The organism is Streptomyces sp. NPDC056061 (assembly GCF_042266885.1).
In the GTDB taxonomy this organism is placed as follows: domain Bacteria; phylum Actinomycetota; class Actinomycetes; order Streptomycetales; family Streptomycetaceae; genus Streptomyces.
This window is the reverse complement of the sequence record NZ_JBHJWQ010000001.1, coordinates 621698-641225: the sequence shown is the minus strand read 5'-3', so window position 1 is coordinate 641225 and position 19528 is coordinate 621698. Positions and strand designations below refer to the sequence as shown.

The window sequence follows — 19528 nt, the reverse complement described above, 5'->3', positions numbered from 1 at the left end:
GCTCCGGGCCTGGAGTGGGTGCGCTGGCGTCAGCACCAATGTAGGCCCGTGCCGGGCCCCCTGCCCGCCGTGCGGCGCCGGGGGTACGCCCGTTGGGCCCTGCCTCGCACCCCGTTCGCGTGCGGCCGTCGGAGCGGTTCCCGGCGAGGCCGGCCCGGTCGCGGGCGGGCGCCGGTCAGTGCGGGGCCGGTACGCCGGTCAGTGCGGTGACGACCGGGTCCAGGGCCTGGTTGATCTCGTCGCCGACGGACCGGAAGAACGTGATCGGGGCGCCGTACGGGTCGTACACCTCGTCGGCCTCGACGGTGGGCGCGAGCAGCCAGCCGCGCAGCGCGGCGGCGGCCCGGACCAGTGCGCGGGCGCGCGCGACGACGCCCTCGTCGCGCGGGTCGGGCAGGGTGGCCGGGTCTATGGCGCGGACCAGCCGGGTGAACTCCTTGAGGGTGAAGGTCCGCAGGCCCGCCGAATGGCCCATGGAGATGACCTGCGCCCGGTGGTCGCGGGTGGCGGTGAGCACCAGGTCGGCGCGGATCACGTGCTCGTCGAGGAGCTCCCGGCCGACGAAGCCGGTGGGGTCGGCGCCGAAGTCGGTGAGGACGGCCTCGGCGTTGTCCTCCATGGGCGCGCCCTCGTGGCCCCAGGTGCCCGCGCTCTCCACGATCAGTCCGCCCTGCAGCGGATCGCCGAGGCGGTCCACCAGGGCGTGCCGGGTCAGCCGCTCGGTGATCGGTGAGCGGCAGACGTTGCCGGTGCTGACGTGGAGGATGCGGAAGGTGTCGGTCCGCGCCGCTATGCCACGCCCCTCGGGGGCGGTCAATTCGCCACCTCGAGGTCGGGTACCACCTTGCGGAGTTCCTCGACCGAGAGTGCGCCGGCGCGCAGCAGCACGGGGACCTTGCCGGTCACGTCGACGATGGACGACGGCACGATGCCGGGTGTCGGTCCGCCGTCGAGATAGACGGAGACGGAGTCGCCGAGCATCTCCTGGGCGGCGTCGCAGTTCTCGGGGGCCGGGTGCCCGGTGAGGTTGGCGCTGGAGACGGCCATCGGGCCGAACTCGGTGAGCAGTTCGATGGCGACCGGGTGCAGCGGCATCCGGATGGCGACGGTGCCGCGGCTGTCCCCGAGGTCCCACTGGAGCGACGGCTGGTGCTTGGCGACGAGCGTGAGGGCGCCGGGCCAGAAGGCGTCGACGAGCTCCCACGCCTGCTCGGAGAAGTCGGTGACCAGGCCGTGCAGGGTGTTCGGGGAACCGATCAGGACCGGCGTCGGCATGTTGCGGCCACGGCCCTTGGCGGCCAGCAGGTCGGCGACGCCCTCGGTGCTGAAGGCGTCCGCGCCGATGCCGTACACGGTGTCCGTGGGCAGCACGACCAGTTCGCCGCGGCGGACGGCCGACGTGGCCTCGCGCAGACCGGTGATGCGGTCGGTCGCGTCGTTGCAGTCGTATCGCCGTGCCATCAGCCGGCCTCCTGGAGCGTGTACGGGTACGGGGCGTGCGGGTGGGGACCGCCGGTCACGGCATGGCCTTGCGGGCCGTGGCGAACCGCGGTCGGTTGTTCAGATCGGGGTGGTCGGCGGCGTCGGCCCAGCCCTGTTCCTCGGCGAAGATCCACGGCACCTGGCCGCCCTGGGTGTCGGCGTGCTCGATGACGACGAGGCCGCCGGGGCGCAGCAGGCGGTGGGCGGTGCGCTCGATGCCGCGGATGGTGTCGAGGCCGTCCTCGCCGGAGAAGAGCGCCATCTCCGGGTCGTGGTCGCGGGCCTCGGGCGCCACGTACTCCCATTCGGTGAGCGGGATGTACGGCGGGTTCGAGATGACCAGGTCGACCTGGCCGTCGAGCTCGGGCAGCGCCGTCAGGGCGTCTCCGTGGTGGACCGTGACCCTGGACCCCTCGGCGTTCTTCCTGGTCCACTTGAGGGCGTCGTCGGAGAGTTCCACGGCGTGCACCCGCGAGCGGGGCACCTCCTGGGCCATGGCCAGGGCGATGGCGCCGGATCCGCTGCACAGGTCGACGACGGTCGGTTCGACGACGTCCATCGCGCGCACCGCGTCTATCGCCCAGCCGACGACCGATTCGGTCTCCGGGCGGGGCACGAAGACACCGGGGCCGACCTGGAGCTCCAGGTAGCGGAAGAAGGCGCGGCCGGTGATGTGCTGGAGCGGTTCGCGGGCCTCGCGGCGGGCGACGGCCTCCCAGTAGCGGGCGTCGAAGTCGGCGTCCGGCACACGGTGCAGCTCGCCCCGCTTGACGCCGTGCACGAACGCGGCGAGCTCCTCCGCGTCGAATCGCGGTGACGGCACACCGGCGTCGGCCAGCCGTTGGGTGGCCTGGGCCACCTCGGCGAGCAGCAGGTTCATCGCGTACTCCGTACGGGGTTACGGGCGGGGCGGGCTTGGCTCGGACCGGCCGGTGGGTGCGGGCGGTCCTACGCGGCGGCGAGCTTGGCGGCGGAGTCGGCGTCGACGCATGCCTGGATCACCGCGTCCAGGTCGCCGTCGAGCACCTGGTCCAGGTTGTACGCCTTGAAGCCGACGCGGTGGTCCGAGATCCGGTTCTCCGGGAAGTTGTACGTACGGATCTTCTCGGAACGGTCGACCGTGCGCACCTGGCTGCGGCGCACGTCGGACGCCTCCTGTTCGGCGGCCTCCTGGGCGGCGGCGAGGAGCCGGGAGCGCAGGATGCGCATGGCCTGCTCCTTGTTCTGGAGCTGGCTCTTCTCGTTCTGGCAGGAGGCGACGACGCCGGTCGGCAGGTGGGTGATGCGGACCGCGGAGTCCGTGGTGTTGACGGACTGGCCGCCGGGGCCCGAGGAGCGGTAGACGTCGATGCGGAGGTCGTTGGCGTGGATCTCGATGTCGACCTCCTCGGCCTCGGGGGTGACCAGCACACCGGCCGCGGAGGTGTGGATGCGGCCCTGGGACTCGGTGGACGGCACCCGCTGCACGCGGTGCACGCCGCCCTCGTACTTCAGCCGTGCCCAGACGCCCTGGCCGGGCTCGGTGGCACCGTTGCCGCCCTTGGTCTTCACGGCGACCTGGACGTCCTTGTAGCCGCCGAGCTCGGACTCGGTGGAGTCGATGATCTCGGTCTTCCAGCCGACGCGCTCGGCGTAGCGCAGGTACATCCGCAGCAGGTCGCCGGCGAACAGGGCGGACTCGTCGCCGCCCGCGCCCGCCTTGATCTCCAGGAGCACGTCCTTGTCGTCGCTGGGGTCGCGCGGGACCAGCAGGAGGCGGAGCTTCTCGGTGAGCTCCTCGCGCTGCTGCTCCAGCTCCTTGACCTCGGCGGCGAAGTCGGGGTCGTCGGCGGCGAACTCGCGGGCCGTCTCGATGTCGTCGCCCGCCTGCTTCCAGGAGCGGTACACGGCAACGATCGGGGTCAGCTCGGCGTAGCGCTTGTTGAGCCGGCGCGCGTTGGCCTGGTCGGCGTGGACCGCCGGGTCCGCGAGCTTCTTCTCGAGATCGGCCTGCTCGCCGATCAATTCCTCGACCGCCTCGAACATCTTCGGGCTCCTGGTTCCTTCACTCGAACGTGCCTGCTGGGCGACGTGATGCCGTCCGGGCTGGGACCCGGGGCACGTCCTCCGTGCCCCGAGTCCGAAAAACGCCGGCCTCGGCGCCCCCGGGAAGAGGGCGCCGAGAACCGGCGCAGTGGCTCGCTACTTGCTGGCGGAGCCGGCAGCCTTGCCGAAGCGGGCCTCGAAGCGGGCCACGCGGCCACCGGTGTCGAGGATCTTCTGCTTGCCCGTGTAGAACGGGTGGCACTCGGAGCAGACTTCGGCGCGGATGGTGCCGCCGTCGATGGTGCTCCGCGTGGTGAACGACGCGCCACAGGTGCAGCTGACCTGCGTCTCGACGTACTCGGGGTGAATGTCGCGCTTCAAGGGTTTCTCCTAGGTTCGGGAGGGCGCCGGGTCGCACGCGCGGGATGCGCGTCCGTGAACCGGGGCCGACGTACCAGTCTGCCAGGACCGGCCGCATCTCCCAAAACCGGGGGCGGGGCGCAGCTATTCCCGACCCCTTCCCGGGCGCCCCGGCCTCACCGCATGCGACGGGCCGTCGCGGAACGTCACGCAGGGCGCGAGGTCCGCGCGTCCTGCGGCCGCGCCGCGCGCCTCACCGGACGATGCCGCCCGCGGAACCCTTGTCGCCCGCCGACTTCTCGGTGGCGGAGGCCGGTATCGGCCGGTCCGCCCGGAGCGCGTCCCAGACCTGCCGGGCGGAATCCTCCAGCGGGACGACGCGGTTCGGGGAGACCGGGTCGTAGCGCACGGGCAGGGTCACCATGTGGACGTTCTCCGCGCTCAGCCCCTTGAGGCCGTTCGCGAAGCCGGTGAGTTGGTTGACCGAGCCCAGGTCGGAGTCGGTGGTGACGGCCTTGGTCGCGGTGTCGGCGAGGTCGAACAGCTTCTTCGGGTTGGAGAACACCCCGACGGTCCGTACCTGTTCCATCAGCGCCTTGACGAACGCCTGTTGGAGCTGGATGCGGCCGAGGTCGCTGCCGTCGCCGACGCTCTTGCGGGTGCGGACGAGGCCCAGGGACTGTTCGCCGCCCAGGACATGGGTGCCGGGTTCGAGGTCCAGATGGCTCTTGGCGTCGTGGATCGGCGCTGTGGTGGTGATCTCCACGCCGCCCAATTCGTCGATGAGCTTCTTGAATCCGGTGAAGTCGACTTCGAGGTAGTGGTCCATGCGGATGCCGGACATGGATTCGACGGTCTTCACCGCGCAGGCGGGTCCGCCGACCTCGTACGCGGTGTTGAACATGGCGCGCTCCTCCCCCGCGACGGTGCGCCCGGTGGTGTCGCCGACGCAGTCGGGGCGGGTGACGAGGGTGTCGCGCGGGATGGAGACCACGGAGGCCGTCCGGTGGCCCTTGTCGACGTGCAGGACCATCGCGGTGTCGGAACGGGCCCCTCCGTCATCGGCGCCGTACGCGGCGTTGGCGCCGGAGCGCGAGTCCGAGCCGAGCACGAGGATGTTCTGGGCGCCGTTGTCGACCTTGTCGGGGCGGTTCTTGCCGAGCGCCGCGTTGATGTCGACGGCCTTGAGGTTGCCTTCGAGCTTGAAGTACGCGAAGGCGATCCCGCCGCCGCCGAGTGCCACGGCACCGGCCAGCGTCCAGGCCGCGACCACTGTCGCCCGGCGACGGCGGGAAGGCTTCTTCCGGCGTTTGCCGGTGGGGCGTATCCGGGCGCCGCTCCCCTTCTGCCCGCTCATCCTTCTCCTCCGGTCCTCGGCTTCTGCCGGCTCTCCCCGGCAGCGGTGTGCGCACACCGGTTTGATCGGCTTTGACGGCTTGTCGCCACTTCGTACGACGTCGCGGCATGAAGAAGGGTTGCACAGCGTTCTGTCGCATCCGCGTGAGTGCCGGGTGCTCCCAGCGGGGATGCCGCGCGGCCACGAACGGCGGGTGACACCGCGCCCACCTGCGGTTTCCTTCCCCGTACGGCCATCGCCCCGGCGGTCCGCCGCCGCGTGACGGTGTGGCGAAGGTCTCGATTCGACACGATTCGATGAATTCGACGCCATTCGACGAGATTCGAAGGAGAGGTACCGGATCGCCCGTCGGCCCACGGAACGGGGCCGCCCCCGTCACCTTCGTGGTGACGGGGGCGGCCCCGTGGTCCTGCCGTTCCGGATGCGACGTCAGTCGTTGCCGTTGCCCGGGGCCGGTGTCGTCTTCTGGATCTGGAGCAGGAACTCCGCGTTGGACTGGGTCTTCTTCATCCGGTCCAGGAGGAGCTCGATCGCCTGCTGCTGGTCGAGCGCGTGCAGCACCCGGCGCAGCTTCCAGACGATGGCCAACTCCTCGCTGCCGAGCAGGATTTCCTCCTTGCGGGTGCTGGACGCGTCGACGTCCACCGCCGGGAAGATGCGCTTGTCCGAGAGCTTCCGGTCGAGCTTGAGCTCCATGTTGCCGGTGCCCTTGAACTCCTCGAAGATCACCTCGTCCATGCGCGAGCCGGTCTCGACGAGCGCGGTGGCCAGGATGGTCAGCGAGCCGCCGTCCTCGATGTTGCGCGCGGCACCGAAGAAGCGCTTCGGCGGGTAGAGCGCGGTCGAGTCGACACCACCGGACAGGATGCGGCCGGAGGCGGGGGCCGCGAGGTTGTACGCGCGGCCGAGACGGGTGATCGAGTCCAGCAGGACGACCACGTCGTGCCCGAGCTCGACGAGACGCTTGGCGCGCTCGATGGCCAGCTCGGCGACGGTGGTGTGGTCCTCGGCGGGGCGGTCGAAGGTCGAGGAGATGACCTCGCCCTTCACCGACCGCTGCATGTCCGTGACCTCTTCCGGACGCTCGTCGACGAGGACGACCATCAGGTGGCACTCGGGGCTGTTGACCGTGATCGCGTTGGCGATCGCCTGGAGGATCATGGTCTTGCCGGTCTTCGGCGGGGCCACGATCAGACCGCGCTGGCCCTTGCCGATCGGCGCGACCAGGTCGATGATCCGCGTCGTCAGGACGTTGGAGTCGGTTTCCAGGCGGAGCCGGTCCTGCGGGTAGAGCGGGGTCAGCTTCTGGAACTCCGGTCGGCCGCGGCCGGTTTCGGGCGCCATGCCGTTCACCGAGTCCAGGCGGACCAGCGCGTTGAACTTCTCGCGCCGCTCGCCGTCCTTGGGCTGGCGCACCGCACCGGTGACGTGGTCGCCCTTGCGCAGGCCGTTCTTGCGGACCTGGGCGAGCGAGACGTACACATCGTTCGGGCCCGGCAGGTAACCGGAGGTCCGGATGAACGCGTAGTTGTCGAGGATGTCCAGGATGCCCGCGACGGGGATCAGGACGTCGTCCTCGGAGACCTGGACCTCGCCCGCGAAGTCGTCGCGGCCACGACGGCCGCGGCGGTCCCGGTAGCGGCCGCGACGACCCCGGCGGCCGCCCGCCTCGTCGTCGTAGCCGTCGTCCTGCGGGCCGCCCTGGCGCTGCTGGCGCTGGCCGCCCTGCTGGCCCTGGCCACCGCCCTGGTCGTCGCCCTTGCCACGGCGGTCGCGCTGACGGTCGCGGCGCTCGCCGCGCTCCTGGCGGTCGCCGCGCTGGCCGCGCTCCTGGCGGTCGCCGCGACGGCCCTCGGCCGTGTCGGCGGCCTCGGCCTTCGCGTCGGAGCGGTCCTCGCCCTTCGGCTCGGCGCTCCTGGCGTCGGTCTGCGGCTGGGCCTTGGCCTCCGCGGCCGTCTTGCTCTCCGCCTTGGTCTCCGGGCTCCCCGCCTGGGCCGTGGCACGGCGCCGACGACGCTCGCCCGCGGGCTGCTCGTCGCTGGCCGGCTGACCGGGGATGTCGATCTGCTGCTGGGCGGCGGCCTTCTCGGCGGGCGCGGCGGCGGCCTTGGACTCCTCGCCGGTGCGCGCCTTGGACGTGGCACGACGCTTCGGCTTCGTCTCGGCGTCCGCGGCGGGCGCGGCGGCCTTGGGCGCGGCGTTGCCCGCCTGCGCCTCCTTGATGACCTCGATCAGCTGGCCCTTGCGCATCCGCGCGGTGCCCTTGATACCGAGGCCGGACGCGACCTGCTGCAGCTCGGCCAGGACCATGCCCTCAAGGCCGGTGCCGGAGCGGCGGCGCCGTGTGGTGGTGCCAGTGGCAGCACCTTCGGCGGGCGCGGCGCTGTCGACGCTCTTGTCGGCAGTCACGCCCATCAGATCGGTGGTGTCGCTCACGAAGGGTCCTTCCCTGGAGCGGACGTCGGCCTTCTGGCTCGGCGACCGGTTGTGCTGTCCGACTGCGGTCTGTTTTCTTGCGGACCGTGCCGGGGCGGTGGTCCGCCGGGTACGGCGGAGAGATGAAAGTGTGCAAGGGTCCGGCGCGAGCATCCCCCTGCTCGGCCCACTCCTGAACGAGCGAGGGGTGTCGTGCCGGTTCCGGAGCGTGCACGAAACTGCTCAGGCGGGCTGCTCAGGCAGTTGAGGAGGCTCCCGGAGAAATGGTGGTCCCGGAAAGGGACACGAAGCAACGCGCCTCATGGACGTCGATTGCAGACTTGAGGTTAACACTACCGGCTCCAACAAACATTCCCCCTCTCACGCACCGGCAATCACTTCTCTGCTACGGGGCGAGCGGCAGCACACTCGCGCCGTGGGCGTCGAGCGCGAGCCGGTTGGCGGCCCATCCCTCGCCCGCCAGCTGTGCGACCTTGTCGGCCGCACCGTCCTCGGCCAGTGCGAGCACGGTGGGCCCGGCACCGGAGATGACCGCGGGCACACCCTCGGCGCGCAGTCGGTTCACGAGTTCCGCGCTCTGCGGCATCGCCGGGGCGCGGTATTCCTGGTGGAGCCGGTCCTCGGTCGCGGTGAACAGCAGCTCGGGGTGGTGGGTCAGGGCCTCGACGAGGAGCGCGGCACGACCGGCGTTGAAGGCCGCGTCGACGTGCGGGACCGTGCGGGGCAGCAGCCCGCGGGCGGTCTCGGTCAGGACCGGCCGGTCGGGGACGAAAACCACCGGAACGATGGAATCCGCGGGATCCATCCTGATCGCGCGGGCCGATCCGCCGTCCATCCACGCCAGAGTGAATCCGCCGAGCAGACAGGCGGCGACGTTGTCCGGGTGCCCCTCGATCTCGGTGGCGAGGTCCAGCAGCGCGGCGTCGTCGAGCCGGGTGTCGCCGCCGGTCGTCACGGCGCGGGCGGCGACGATGCCGGCGCAGATGGCGGCGGAGGAGGAGCCGAGACCGCGCCCGTGCGGGATGCGGTTGGCGCAGACGATTTCCAGGCCGCGCGGCTGCCCGCCGAGCAGATCGAATGCGGTGCGCAGGGAGCGCACGAGGAGATGCCGCTCGTCGCGGGGCAGGGTGTCGGCGCCCTCACCGGCGATGTCGATGTGCAGTCCGGAGTCGGCCACGCGGACGACGACGTCGTCGTACAACCCCAGCGAGAGGCCGAAGGCGTCGAACCCCGGGCCCAGGTTGGCACTGGTCGCGGGGACGCGCACCCGGACGGCGGCGGCTCGGAAGGCGGGAGGGGCCATCGGTCGGACGACTCTCCTTGTGAGACAGCGGGGGTGGTGAAGCGTTTTCTCGGCGGGGACCGAAGTCGCGGCGGCGGGGAGTGGGATTCCCGGGGAAACCGACGGCCGCAACGGCCCTTGCACCGCGGCATATGCGACGGAGCGGGTTGACCACAGCTTATCGAAGGAAGGTTCTGTGGCGACATAGGGCGCACGGGAGGCGCACGATGCGTGTCGCCCGCCTCCTATGCGCTCTCCGCCCCGAAAAGGAATGGTTGAGCTGGGTTCCTGCCCGACTGGGGCGGGTTTCCGCACGAAGGCGGACGATCTTGTCGGCGGCGGCGGCCCGCGCCCCGCCGGAACGGCCCATGCGCCGGTCGGGCGCCCCGGCGGGGCCGGTGCGGAGCAGGAGGGAACGGACTCCCGAGGCCCTCCTGCTCCCCGGGTCGTTACACGAGGCCCAGCTTCTCGGCGGCGACGGCCGCGTCGACCGGGACCGTGACCGGCTGCGGGGCTCCCGCGACGGCCCAGTCGGGGTCCTTGAGACCGTTGCCGGTGACCGTGCAGACGATCCGCTGCCCCGGGTCGACCTTGCCCTGCTCGGCGGCCTTCAGCAGACCGGCGACGGAAGCCGCCGAGGCGGGCTCCACGAAGACGCCCTCCTGGGAGGCCAAGAGCCGGTAGGCGGACAGGATCTGACGGTCCGTCACCTCATCGATGGAACCGCCCGACTCGTCCCGCGCCTCCAGCGCGTACTGCCAGGAGGCGGGGTTGCCGATCCGGATCGCGGTGGCGACGGTCGACGGGTCCTTGACGACCTCGCCGCGCACGATGGGCGCCGAACCCGACGCCTGGAAGCCCCACATGCGCGGGGTGTGCGTGGCCGGCCCGTCCCCGGCGTACTCCTTGTAGCCCTTCCAGTACGCGGTGATGTTGCCCGCGTTGCCGACCGGGAGGACATGGATGTCCGGGGCGTCGCCGAGGGCGTCGACGATCTCGAACGCGGCGGTCTTCTGGCCCTCGATGCGGGCCGGGTTGACCGAATTGACCAGCGCCACCGGGTAGTTGTCCGAGAGCGAGCGGGCCAGCGTGAGGCAGTCGTCGAAATTGCCGTCGACCTGGAGGATCTTGGCGCCGTGCACGAGCGCCTGCCCCATCTTGCCGAGCGCGATCTTGCCCTGCGGCACGAGGACGGCGCAGACCATTCCGGCCCGCACCGCGTACGCGGCGGCGGAGGCGGAGGTGTTGCCGGTGGAGGCGCAGATGACGGCCCGCGCACCCTCCTCCTTGGCCCGGGTGATCGCCATCGTCATCCCGCGGTCCTTGAAGGACCCGGTCGGGTTGGCGCCCTCGACCTTGAGGTGGACTTCGCAGCCCGTGCGCTCGGAGAGGACCTGGGCGGGGACGAGCGGCGTCCCGCCCTCACGAAGCGTGACGACCGGCGTCGTGTCCGTGACCGGGAGGCGGTCCCGGTACTCCTCGATGATGCCGCGCCACTGGTGGGTGCCCTTGCTGGTCATGGGTCCTTACTCCCCTTCAACACGCATGATGCTGGCGACACCGCGCACGGTGTCGAGCTTGCGCAGCGCCTCGACGGTCGCCGAGAGGGCGGCGTCGGGCGCGCGGTGGGTGACGACGACGAGGGATGCCTCGCCGCCGTCCTGCGCGGCGGCGGCAGCGTCGGCGCCGCTCGCGTTCCTGCTCTGCTGGCGGACGGTGTCGATCGATACGCCCTGTTCGGCGAAGACCGTCGCGACCTGGGCGAGCACGCCGGGCCTGTCGGCCACGTCGAGGCTGATGTGGTAGCGCGTGACGACGTCGCCCATGGGGCTGACCGGCAGGCGCGTGTACGCGGACTCGCCGGGCCCGGTGGCCTCGTTGAGCTTGTTGCGGCAGACCGCGACCAGGTCGCCGAGGACCGCGGAGGCCGTCGGCGAGCCGCCCGCGCCCGGCCCGTAGAACATCAGCTGACCGGCCGCCTCGGCCTCCACGAAGACGGCGTTGTACGCCTCGCGGACGGAGGCCAGCGGGTGGCTCAGCGGGATCATCGCGGGGTGCACGCGGGCGGTGACGGAGTTCCCGTCGGCGGCGCGCTCGCAGATCGCGAGGAGCTTGACGGTGCAGCCCATGCGACGTGCGGAGACGATGTCGGCGGCGGTGACCTCGGTGATGCCCTCGCGGTGCACGTCACCGATCCGCACCCGGGTGTGGAAGGCGATGCCGGCCAGGATCGCGGCCTTGGCGGCGGCGTCGAAGCCCTCCACGTCGGCGGTCGGGTCGGCCTCCGCGTAACCGAGCGCGGTCGCCTCGTCGAGCGCCTCGGAGTATCCGGCGCCGCTGGTGTCCATCCGGTCGAGGATGAAGTTGGTGGTGCCGTTCACGATGCCGAGGACCCGGTTGACCTTGTCCCCGGCGAGCGACTCGCGCAGCGGCCGGACCAGCGGGATGGCCCCGGCCACCGCGGCCTCGTAGTAGAGGTCCCTGCCGTACTGCTCGGCCGCGGCGTGCAGGGCGGCGCCGTCCTCGGCCAGCAGCGCCTTGTTGGCCGAGACGACGCTCGCACCGTGTTCGAAGGCGGCGGTGATGAGCGTGCGGGCGGGCTCGATGCCGCCGATGACCTCGATGACGACGTCGATGTCGCCCCGTTTGACCAGGGCCGTCGCATCGGTGGTGATCAGCGCGGGGTCGATGCCCTCGCGCACCTTGGAGGGCCGGCGCACGGCGACGCCGGCGAGCTCGACCGGCGCGCCGATGCGCGCGGCGAGGTCGTCGGCGTGCGTCGTCATGATGCGCGCCACCTCTGAGCCGACCACTCCACAGCCCAGCAGCGCCACCTTCAGCGGACGCGTACGCATCATCCGACCTCGATTCCTTTACTTCTGGTATCCGGACCAGTCTCACTCACCGGACGGGAGTTTCTGTCATACGTCCGGATCCTGAGACATCTATTTCATCAACCGACATCGAGACGCAGGAGATCTTCCTCCGTCTCGCGCCGGACGATCACACGCGCCCGGCCGTCGCGCACGGCGACGACGGGCGGGCGCAGGGCGTGGTTGTAGTTGCTCGCCATGGAACGGCAGTACGCGCCGGTGGCGGGCACGGCGATCAGGTCGCCGGGGGCCAGGTCGGAGGGCAGGAACGCGTCCCTGACCACGATGTCGCCGCTCTCGCAGTGCTTGCCGACGACCCGGACCAGCATCGGCTCGGCGTCCGAGACGCGCGACACCAGGGCCACGCTGTACTCGGCGTCGTACAGCGCGGTGCGGATGTTGTCCGACATGCCGCCGTCGACGCTGACGTAGGTGCGCAGCCCCTCCAGCGGCTTGACGGTGCCGACCTCGTACAGCGTGAACGCGGTGGGACCGACGATGGCGCGTCCGGGCTCGACGGAGATCCGCGGGGTGGCGAGCCCGGCCGCCTCGCATTCGCGGGTGACGATGTCGCCGAGCGCCTTGGCGATCTCGTGCGGCTCGCGCGGGTCGTCCTCGGAGGTGTACGCGATGCCCAGGCCGCCGCCCAGGTCGATCTCGGGCAGTTCGACGCCGTGCTCGTCGCGCACCTCGGCGAGCAGCTGCACCACGCGCCGGGCGGAGACCTCGAAGCCGGCCATGTCGAAGATCTGCGAGCCGATGTGGGAGTGGATGCCGATGAGTTCGAGGCCGTCGAGGGCGAGCGCCCGGCGCACCGCCTCGGCTGCCTCTCCCCCGGCGAGCGCGATGCCGAACTTCTGGTCCTCGTGCGCGGTGGCGATGAACTCGTGGGTGTGCGCCTCGACGCCCACGGTCACCCGGATCTGCACGCGCTGCCGCTTGCCGAGCCGCTGTGCGATGTGGGCGACCCGGGCGATCTCCTGGAAGGAGTCGAGCACGATCCGGCCGACGCCGACGGTGACGGCCCGCTCGATCTCGGCGGCGGTCTTGTTGTTCCCGTGGAAGGCGATGCGTTCGGCGGGCATCCCGGCGTCCAGGGCGCAGGTCAGCTCCCCGCCGGAGCAGACGTCGAGGTTGAGCCCCTCCTCGGTGAGCCAGCGCACCACCGCGCGCGACAGGAACGCCTTGCCCGCGTAGAACACGTCGGCGTCCGGCCCGAAGGCGTCGGCCCAGGCCCGGCAGCGGGCCCGGAAGTCGGCCTCGTCGAGGAAGTAGGCGGGGGTGCCGAACTCCTCGGCCAGCCGTGTGACGTCGATGCCGCCGACGGCGACCGCGCCGCCGGCGTTACGGGCGACGGTGCGGGACCAGACCTTCCGGTCCAGGACGTTGAGGTCCGCGGGCGGGGCGGTGTAGTGCCCGTCCGGCAGGACGTCGGCGTGACGGGGCCCGGCGGGGTGTGCGGATCGGCTCATGGTGTTGCTCTGCTCTCTCGGTTCTCTCAGAGGACTTCGGGTGCGCTGATGCCGAGCAGGGACAGGCCGCCGGCCAGCACCGTCCCGGCGGCTTCGGCGAGGGCGAGCCGGGAGCGGTGGGCGGCCGAGGGTTTCTCGTCACCGACGGGGAGCGGCGCGACGGTGTCGTGGAAGTCGAAGAACGCCCGCGCGACCGCCTCCAGATGCCGGGCGACCCGGTCGGGCTCGCGGTGGCGGGCGGCGGCGGCGAGCACGTCCGGATGATCGGCGAGCAGCGCCCCGAGCGCCGGCGCGTCCACCCGCTCCTCGTACCCGGCGCCGAATCCGAGGCGCTCGGCGCTCCGGCTCAGCGCCCGGGTCCGCGCGTACGCGTACCGCACCCGGAACAGCGGGTTGCTCTCGCACTGGACCAGCAGCGCGCCGTCCCCGGTTTCGCGGGGCCGGTCGTGCGGCGCGGGACGCAGCAGCGCCCAGCGCGCGGCGTCGTTCCCCAGTCGCTCGAAGAGATCGCGGTCGTCGGTGGGCACCGGCACGACATGCAGTGCCTCCCCGCCCTCGGTCCGCGCCCCCACGGCCGCGCCCTGGGCCGCGAGCAGCCGCTCGACGGTTTCGGTGACGACCAGCGCCCGCGGCTCCTCGACGACCGCGAACGAGACCGCCGTGCCGGACGCCGCGTCCCCGTGCCCGTAGGCCGCGCCGTGCTCGCGGACGGCCCCGACGAGCGCGTCGAGGCGGTCGTCGCCGTCCAGCAGGGTGAAGTTCAGGAAGCCGGGCCCGGTGACCTCGACCGCGCCGACCCCGGGCATGCCCGGCACCCGTTCCCGGAGGATCTCGGCCACGTCCCTGGCGGGCAGCGCGGCGGGCCGGGCCAGCTGGAGGGCGACGGCGCAGGCATAGTCCCCGCGCCCGCCGGGCCGGGTCCGCTCCACCCGCACGCGCGCGGGCACGGGCGCGCGCAGGGCGTCCTCGTCGACCGCGCGGCGCACGGCGTGCAGCACGGCCCTGGAGAGATCGGCGGGGGTCACGGGACAAGCGTATGGGAGGAAGGGGTGCATCCCGCGACCCCGTTTCGCCATGCGGTCACCCGGCGGCGCTCTCGGCCTTTCCCGCACCGCGTCTGCCTTCGGGCGACGGCGTGTCCCCCCGATTCGCCAACTGCCGTACGAGCCGCACCATCTCGCTCGGCTCGAAGGGTTTCGCCAGGAAGGCATCGACCCCTGCGGCCACTCCGGTGTCCACCTCGTGGGGCGTGCAGGCGCTGATGATCGCCACCGGCAGATGTCTGGTCCGCGGATCGGAACGCAGTCTGGTGGCGGTCTGCAGACCGTCCAACCGGGGCATGACGACATCGAGAGTGATCACATCGGGACAGATCCGATGCACCAGATCCAGACACTCGACACCGTCGGACGCGGTCACGACCTCGAAGCCCTCAAGCTCGAGATTGACCCTGATCAACTGCCGGATGACCTTGTTGTCGTCGACAACAAGCACGCGGCCGCACGCGCCTGACACACTCCGAGAGTAGGCGGGGCGTAGGGGCTGCGTCCGGGTTTTGCCTATTTCCGACCCCGGACGAGTGGTGCGGGGGTGGCCGGATGTACGCCGACGGTTCCACGCCATTCGCTCCCCGGCTCTCGCGGCAGCCCTCCCCGCAGCACGGAAATACCTGTTCACGGACACCCCGCGGAAGCTGGTAGTGTTTCACCCGTCGCCGAGCAGTACAGCGATACGCCCCCGTAGCTCAGGGGATAGAGCATCGGCCTCCGGAGCCGTGTGCGCAGGTTCGAATCCTGCCGGGGGCACACTGTGTAAGTGTGCCGAAGACCCCGCCACCAGCGAGTTCGCTGAGTGCGGGGTCTTTGCGTATGTATGGGCGCATACCGCCGGGGACGGCAGCGTGGTGAGGTCCGCGAACGTGAATACGGAAGGGCGGCGAGAGGCCCGCGCGGCCGTCGGCTGCGGTTCGCCGGGGGTTCGCCGCCGCGGTCGGAGCGCTCGTCCCGCTCGGACCGCCCGAGCCGGAAGCGCCGATCCGGAGCCGTCGGTCCGGGGCTTCGGGTCGAGGCTCCGGTCCGGGGCTTCGGGGCGCACGGGCGGTTCGGCCGCCGTGGCGGATTCGCGTCCTTGCCGAGATCTGCCGGGCGGCCGGGGGCGGGGTGGTTACGCGTCCGTGCCCTCCGCGCCGCCGGAGCCGAGTTGTTCCGCTCGCAGCGCCAGGTCCTGGAGCACGTCGGCGGAGGACACGTCGGTCTGCCCCGAGTCGTGCACCTGGGCCAGCATGGCGAAGGCCAGGGTGAACGCGCCGACCAGTTGTTCCACGGCCCCGCCGACCTCACGGCCGACGATGGTCGCGACCTCCTCGATCGATGCGTCCTCGGGGATCGTGATCCGGGGCATCGTCTCGTTCAGGAGAGCGGTGACCACCGTCGAATCGGTTTCGATGTCGTCGCGGTCGACGTTCTCTTCGAGCAGCCGACGGATCTCGCCCGCTTCCGTGAGGATTCCCACCACACGCTTCACCACTTCGCTCTGCTCCATGCCGTGAGCATAGGCGCGCGGGCGTGCCCCGCGGGGGCGGTCGCGCACATGCCCGGGCGGGAAGTCGGCGGCGGGTCGGCCCCGGTCACGTGCGGCAACCCGGCCCCGGGGGCACGGGCCCGCCCCCGGGGTCCGGGCCCGTGCCCGTGGACCGAAGCCCCGGCCCCGTCGCGGTGCGGCGTCACGCGCGCCCTATCGTGACGCCATGCAAGCAACTCATGGGGCGCGCCGGGCCGGTAAGGCGCTGGTGGCTGGCCATGCCCGCCGTGTTGTGGGTGGGCATGCGGCTGCTGCGGGAACGCCGGGTGTATCCGACCGTGATCGTCGGCACGGTCGGGTGGTTCTTCACCGTCGGCCATTACATCGAGGGGCTGGGCGAACGGCCGGAGCGGATCATGCCGTTGGGGACGCTGGCCCTGTTCGTCGTCGCGACCGCCCTGTCCTCCCTGGTCCTGCGACCCCGGAACGAGTGACCGCGGGGCGGCGCGGCCGTCGCCGTGCGGCCACGCGGCCGACCGGTGCCGCTCCGCCTACATCGGACATCTTTCAGGGGAAGGAACAGAGGGGATTTCTATGGGGCTCACGGCCACTCAGCTGGTACGAGCGACGGATCAAGGCCTGGGGCTCAGCCAGCCCTTTCTCTCCTCCGGAATCGCTTTCCCCGCGTCCACGTACCAAAGCCGGTTGTCGCCGTCGAATCTGGCATTCACAAGCCTCTTGGCCTCTTCCTTCTCCTGGTAGGAGACATTCAGGTAAAGCCGTCCCCAGACCGTTGCGCCCACTTCGACACCCTCGGACGCATCCGGGTTCTTCTTCCTGCTGGCCGAACCCGGCTTCGAGCGGACACCGCGCTCCGGCTGGTAGACAGGTCTCTCTCGACGCGCCTGATCCATGACACGTCGTGCCTGTACACACGACTCCGGATCCTCCAGCCTCATCATGAGGTCTGTTGGCCCCAGGTTGCCCAGTAGGTTCAGCGAACCGTGCCAGAGGACGGTGTCGTCCACGACGAACACCTTCTCGTGCATACGCTCGCGGTAGTCGATCACGCAGCCCACTGTCCTGAGTTGATCCACCAGACCACGATGACGCTCCACCGCCGACTCCTCTCGCTGCTCCTCAGGAGAACGGGTGTGAACGACGACGTCGACACCAGCAGCTGCCTTCTCGGCCAGGAGAGCCAGCCACTTCTTCACCCGGGGCCCTGCCAGCAGAAACGTGTAGATGTCGATGCTCTTCCTGGCACGTTCGATGTCCCAGCAAACGGCACGATCGACTTGATCGGCTGGGAAGAACGCGGGACGTATCAGCTCCTCATCCGGTAGCACCGCGAGTTCAGCGGCGCTTCTGATGGGAATGAGCTGGTCGACGGAAATGGGCTGCGCCCGCGCCTCCAGGTGATCGAGCATCACCCACGCCTCGCTCCGCTGCGACAGCTTCTTGCGAAGGAACGCCACGTCCGCGATGACGACGAGGTGGTCCTGAGCCCTGCTCAGGGCAACGTTCAGCATGCGACAGGTCTCGGAGTCCAGACCGACTCCTTGATAGAAACGGCCGCCCCACTCACCGGCTCCGGCCACGGTGTCGAGGATCACGACAGGTCGTTGGCTGCCCTGGAACCGGTGCACGGTGTCCGCCAGACCGTCGTAGTCCGTGCCGAGCCGCTCGAGCAGGGCGCGTTTGAGGCCCTGAACCTGGTCCCGGTAAGGAGCGATCACCGCCAGGCGGTCAGTCGCACGCTCACCAGGCAGAACGTTCTCCCACTTCCTCGGCGGCAGCACTCCGTCGTACTGGAGGCCGCGCACGAGTTCGTGCACGGCGGCCTGATGGACGGGGTTCGTCCTGTGGTTGGGGCCGGGGACACAGTGCCCCGAGGTGTCGATCAGAATGACCGGGGCGTTGACGAGCGGGCTGAAGGGGATACGGCTCTCATTGCTCCGGCCGGTGCGCAAGGGCGCGTCCGGGTAGGCCACGGCGTTGACGAGATCACAGATCGGTTCACGCATGCGGTACTGGGTGCTGAGAGCCACGAGCCTCGGGTCCTGCCGCACGGTCCCGGCCGCTGTGACCAGGCCGGCCGCGCGAAAGGCGTCCGTGGCCGACCACTGGCGCGCGTGTGCCTTGTCCTCGTCGCTCGCGCCCCGGTCGTCGGCAGCCTTGTTCACGGCCGGCAGCTGCCGAAAGTCGCCTGCCACCACGACACGCTTGCCGGCCAGACCTGCCACGTACCAGGCCATCGGAAGATTGATCATGCCCGCCTCGTCGATCACCACGACGTCGGTGCGCTCCAGTAGGGAGCGGGACTGGACGGCTTTCGCGATGGTGGCTCCGAGCACCCGGCAGTTCGCTCTCACAGCGTCGGAGATGCGCCGCAGCTCCTTCTCCGCCTCGTCGACCTGTCGCTGCAGGACATCAGTCTCTTCGGTCAGGGTCTGCAGCGGCGCTACGCCTTTGAGCTTCTCGGCGTGGTCGGCGATATCCGATCCGATGCGGGAGATGTCCCGCGCCGCCTTGTTCTGTGCGGTCTCCGCCGCACCCGCGGCCTCAGTGGCCTTGACCGCCGCCTGGTTGGCCTTCTGGAGATCGATGAGCGCCGCATCGAGTTTGGCCTGTTTTCTGTCCGCAAAGAAGCCTGAGGGCGTGCCGATGCTCGTGACGCGCAGCGCCAACGCGCCCGCCGCCCCCTGGGCTTCGCTCAGTGCCTGACCAGCATTTTGCCGCGCAGTACCCGCCGCACCGTATGCCTTCCGCGCGGTGGCCAGGTCCTCCTGCAGGCTTCGCATCCGCTCATGGAGCGCGATACCCGCGCGCACCGTCGTCAGGGTGGAGGTGAGCTGAGTGAGTCTGCTCTGCAGGTGGGCCGAGAGCCTGGCTGCCACCTGTTCGGGGTCCACGTAGGCGCCGTACCGCTCCCGGAGCGACTCGACGTCGATGTCACCGGCCCGCTGCACCAGACCGGTGTCGAATCCCTGTTCCTCGGAGAGCAGGTCGCAGATCCGTTCCAGTGCCTGGTCGACAGCGACCTTGGTCGGAGCGAGGAAGAGCACGTTGAGCCCCTGGCGGCTACACCCTTCCACAATGTGCGCGACCACATCCGTCTTGCCTGTTCCGGGCGGGCCCCAGAGGAAGGTGATCTCGCTGGCCAGGGCCTGTTCCACAGCCCGGCGTTGCCGTGGATTGAGACGGAGAGACGGCCAGTCGGCAACCCAGCGCCCGGGGTTGGCCTCCCGCGCCACCTTCGGATTCCCCTGGCCGGTGATCCATCCGGCGCTCGTCGGCCGAACCGGGTGGTCGGCCTCACTCACAGACGTGAGGCGCTCCGCCAGCACCCTCCAGGTCTGGGAGTCGTCCGCGCGCAGTTGTACCTGGCGCGGCGTATGCCCCAGGTCGGCCTCGGTGACGATACGAACCCTGTTATCGGGAAGGCGTGTGGCCTCAGCCGGCGTCCAGGGACCTTGCGATCGGGAGGGGCGCACCAGCAGGGGCAGACCGTTCAGGGCCTCGGGCCAGCGCTTGAAGCTGAATTCGTACTCGCGCTGCGGCCCGGATGCGGACAGCTTGCGCCCGTTGCTCAGGGACGCCTTGGCCTTGTTTCCCCCGTCGCTGCGGAGTTCCGCCGCGATCTCCAGGTGTGCGGCCCTCAGTAGTTCATCCACCGGTTTCGGACGCCCAGACCCTGCCATTCTCGCTCCCCCGCCTT

Annotated in this window: 16 protein-coding genes and 1 tRNA gene; 2 read left to right on the top strand and 15 right to left on the bottom strand. The window is 70.7% G+C overall.

The features are described 5' to 3' along the window. Positions 1-175 precede the first annotated feature (175 nt). The 13 genes from ACFC79_RS02780 to ACFC79_RS02720 form a co-directional block, all read right to left on the bottom strand. Complete coding sequence (locus ACFC79_RS02780) at positions 176-817, bottom strand: protein-tyrosine-phosphatase (protein WP_376234256.1); 642 nt, start codon at positions 815-817, stop codon at positions 176-178. Beyond that, on the bottom strand, positions 814-1461 hold the full coding sequence (locus tag ACFC79_RS02775) for an L-threonylcarbamoyladenylate synthase (protein ID WP_376234253.1): 648 nt from the start codon (positions 1459-1461) through the stop codon (positions 814-816). The genes ACFC79_RS02780 and ACFC79_RS02775 overlap by 4 nt, the downstream gene beginning before the upstream one ends. Before the next feature lie 55 nt (positions 1462-1516). Further along, the gene (gene prmC, locus ACFC79_RS02770; RefSeq protein WP_376234250.1) at positions 1517-2362 is read right to left on the bottom strand and encodes a peptide chain release factor N(5)-glutamine methyltransferase; all 846 of its coding nucleotides are present in this window, start codon (positions 2360-2362) and stop codon (positions 1517-1519) included. Positions 2363-2430: 68 nt separating this feature from the next. Continuing rightward, the gene (gene prfA, locus ACFC79_RS02765) at positions 2431-3507 is read right to left on the bottom strand and encodes a peptide chain release factor 1 (RefSeq protein ID WP_376234247.1); all 1077 of its coding nucleotides are present in this window, start codon (positions 3505-3507) and stop codon (positions 2431-2433) included. A 156-nt stretch (positions 3508-3663) separates the two neighbouring features. After that, the gene (gene rpmE, locus ACFC79_RS02760; protein WP_376234244.1) at positions 3664-3888 is read right to left on the bottom strand and encodes a 50S ribosomal protein L31; all 225 of its coding nucleotides are present in this window, start codon (positions 3886-3888) and stop codon (positions 3664-3666) included. Positions 3889-4120: 232 nt separating this feature from the next. Then, positions 4121-5224, bottom strand: coding sequence for an LCP family protein (locus tag ACFC79_RS02755; RefSeq protein WP_376234241.1), 1104 nt, complete (start codon positions 5222-5224; stop codon positions 4121-4123). A 429-nt stretch (positions 5225-5653) separates the two neighbouring features. Then, positions 5654-7660, bottom strand: a complete 2007-nt coding sequence (gene rho / locus ACFC79_RS02750) for a transcription termination factor Rho (protein ID WP_376234239.1) — start codon at positions 7658-7660, stop codon at positions 5654-5656. A gap of 385 nt (positions 7661-8045) precedes the next feature. After that, positions 8046-8963, bottom strand: coding sequence for a homoserine kinase (gene thrB, locus ACFC79_RS02745; RefSeq protein WP_376234236.1), 918 nt, complete (start codon positions 8961-8963; stop codon positions 8046-8048). Between the two features lie 428 nt (positions 8964-9391). Then, a complete protein-coding gene (thrC, locus tag ACFC79_RS02740; protein ID WP_376234233.1) occupies positions 9392-10462 on the bottom strand; it encodes a threonine synthase in 1071 nt (356 codons plus the stop codon). Positions 10463-10468: 6 nt separating this feature from the next. Beyond that, positions 10469-11800: a homoserine dehydrogenase gene (locus ACFC79_RS02735; protein ID WP_376234229.1), complete on the bottom strand. Its 1332-nt coding sequence runs from the start codon at positions 11798-11800 to the stop codon at positions 10469-10471. Between the two features lie 95 nt (positions 11801-11895). Beyond that, positions 11896-13287 carry a diaminopimelate decarboxylase gene (lysA, locus tag ACFC79_RS02730; protein ID WP_376234226.1) on the bottom strand — a complete coding sequence of 464 codons (1392 nt, stop codon included), beginning with the start codon at positions 13285-13287 and terminating at the stop codon, positions 11896-11898. A 26-nt stretch (positions 13288-13313) separates the two neighbouring features. Then, positions 13314-14312: an ArgS-related anticodon-binding protein NrtL gene (gene nrtL / locus ACFC79_RS02725; protein ID WP_376234223.1), complete on the bottom strand. Its 999-nt coding sequence runs from the start codon at positions 14310-14312 to the stop codon at positions 13314-13316. Positions 14313-14367: 55 nt separating this feature from the next. Further along, a complete protein-coding gene (locus ACFC79_RS02720; protein WP_376234896.1) occupies positions 14368-14850 on the bottom strand; it encodes a response regulator in 483 nt (160 codons plus the stop codon). 170 nt (positions 14851-15020) lie between these two features. Between ACFC79_RS02720 and ACFC79_RS02715 the strand changes: the two genes are divergently transcribed. After that, positions 15021-15092: transfer RNA gene (locus tag ACFC79_RS02715), tRNA-Arg, on the top strand. Between the two features lie 358 nt (positions 15093-15450). Here the strand turns inward: ACFC79_RS02715 and ACFC79_RS02710 are convergent. Beyond that, on the bottom strand, positions 15451-15828 hold the full coding sequence (locus ACFC79_RS02710) for a hypothetical protein (RefSeq protein ID WP_376234220.1): 378 nt from the start codon (positions 15826-15828) through the stop codon (positions 15451-15453). A gap of 257 nt (positions 15829-16085) precedes the next feature. Between ACFC79_RS02710 and ACFC79_RS02705 the strand changes: the two genes are divergently transcribed. Next, positions 16086-16301 (top strand): hypothetical protein, encoded by a 216-nt coding sequence (locus ACFC79_RS02705; protein ID WP_376234217.1) that lies wholly within the window; start codon positions 16086-16088, stop codon positions 16299-16301. 138 nt (positions 16302-16439) lie between these two features. Here ACFC79_RS02705 and ACFC79_RS02700 read toward each other — a convergent pair whose 3' ends face one another. Beyond that, entirely contained in the window at positions 16440-19484 is a 3045-nt protein-coding gene (locus ACFC79_RS02700; protein WP_376234214.1) for an AAA domain-containing protein, read from the bottom strand. Positions 19485-19528: the final 44 nt, after the last annotated feature.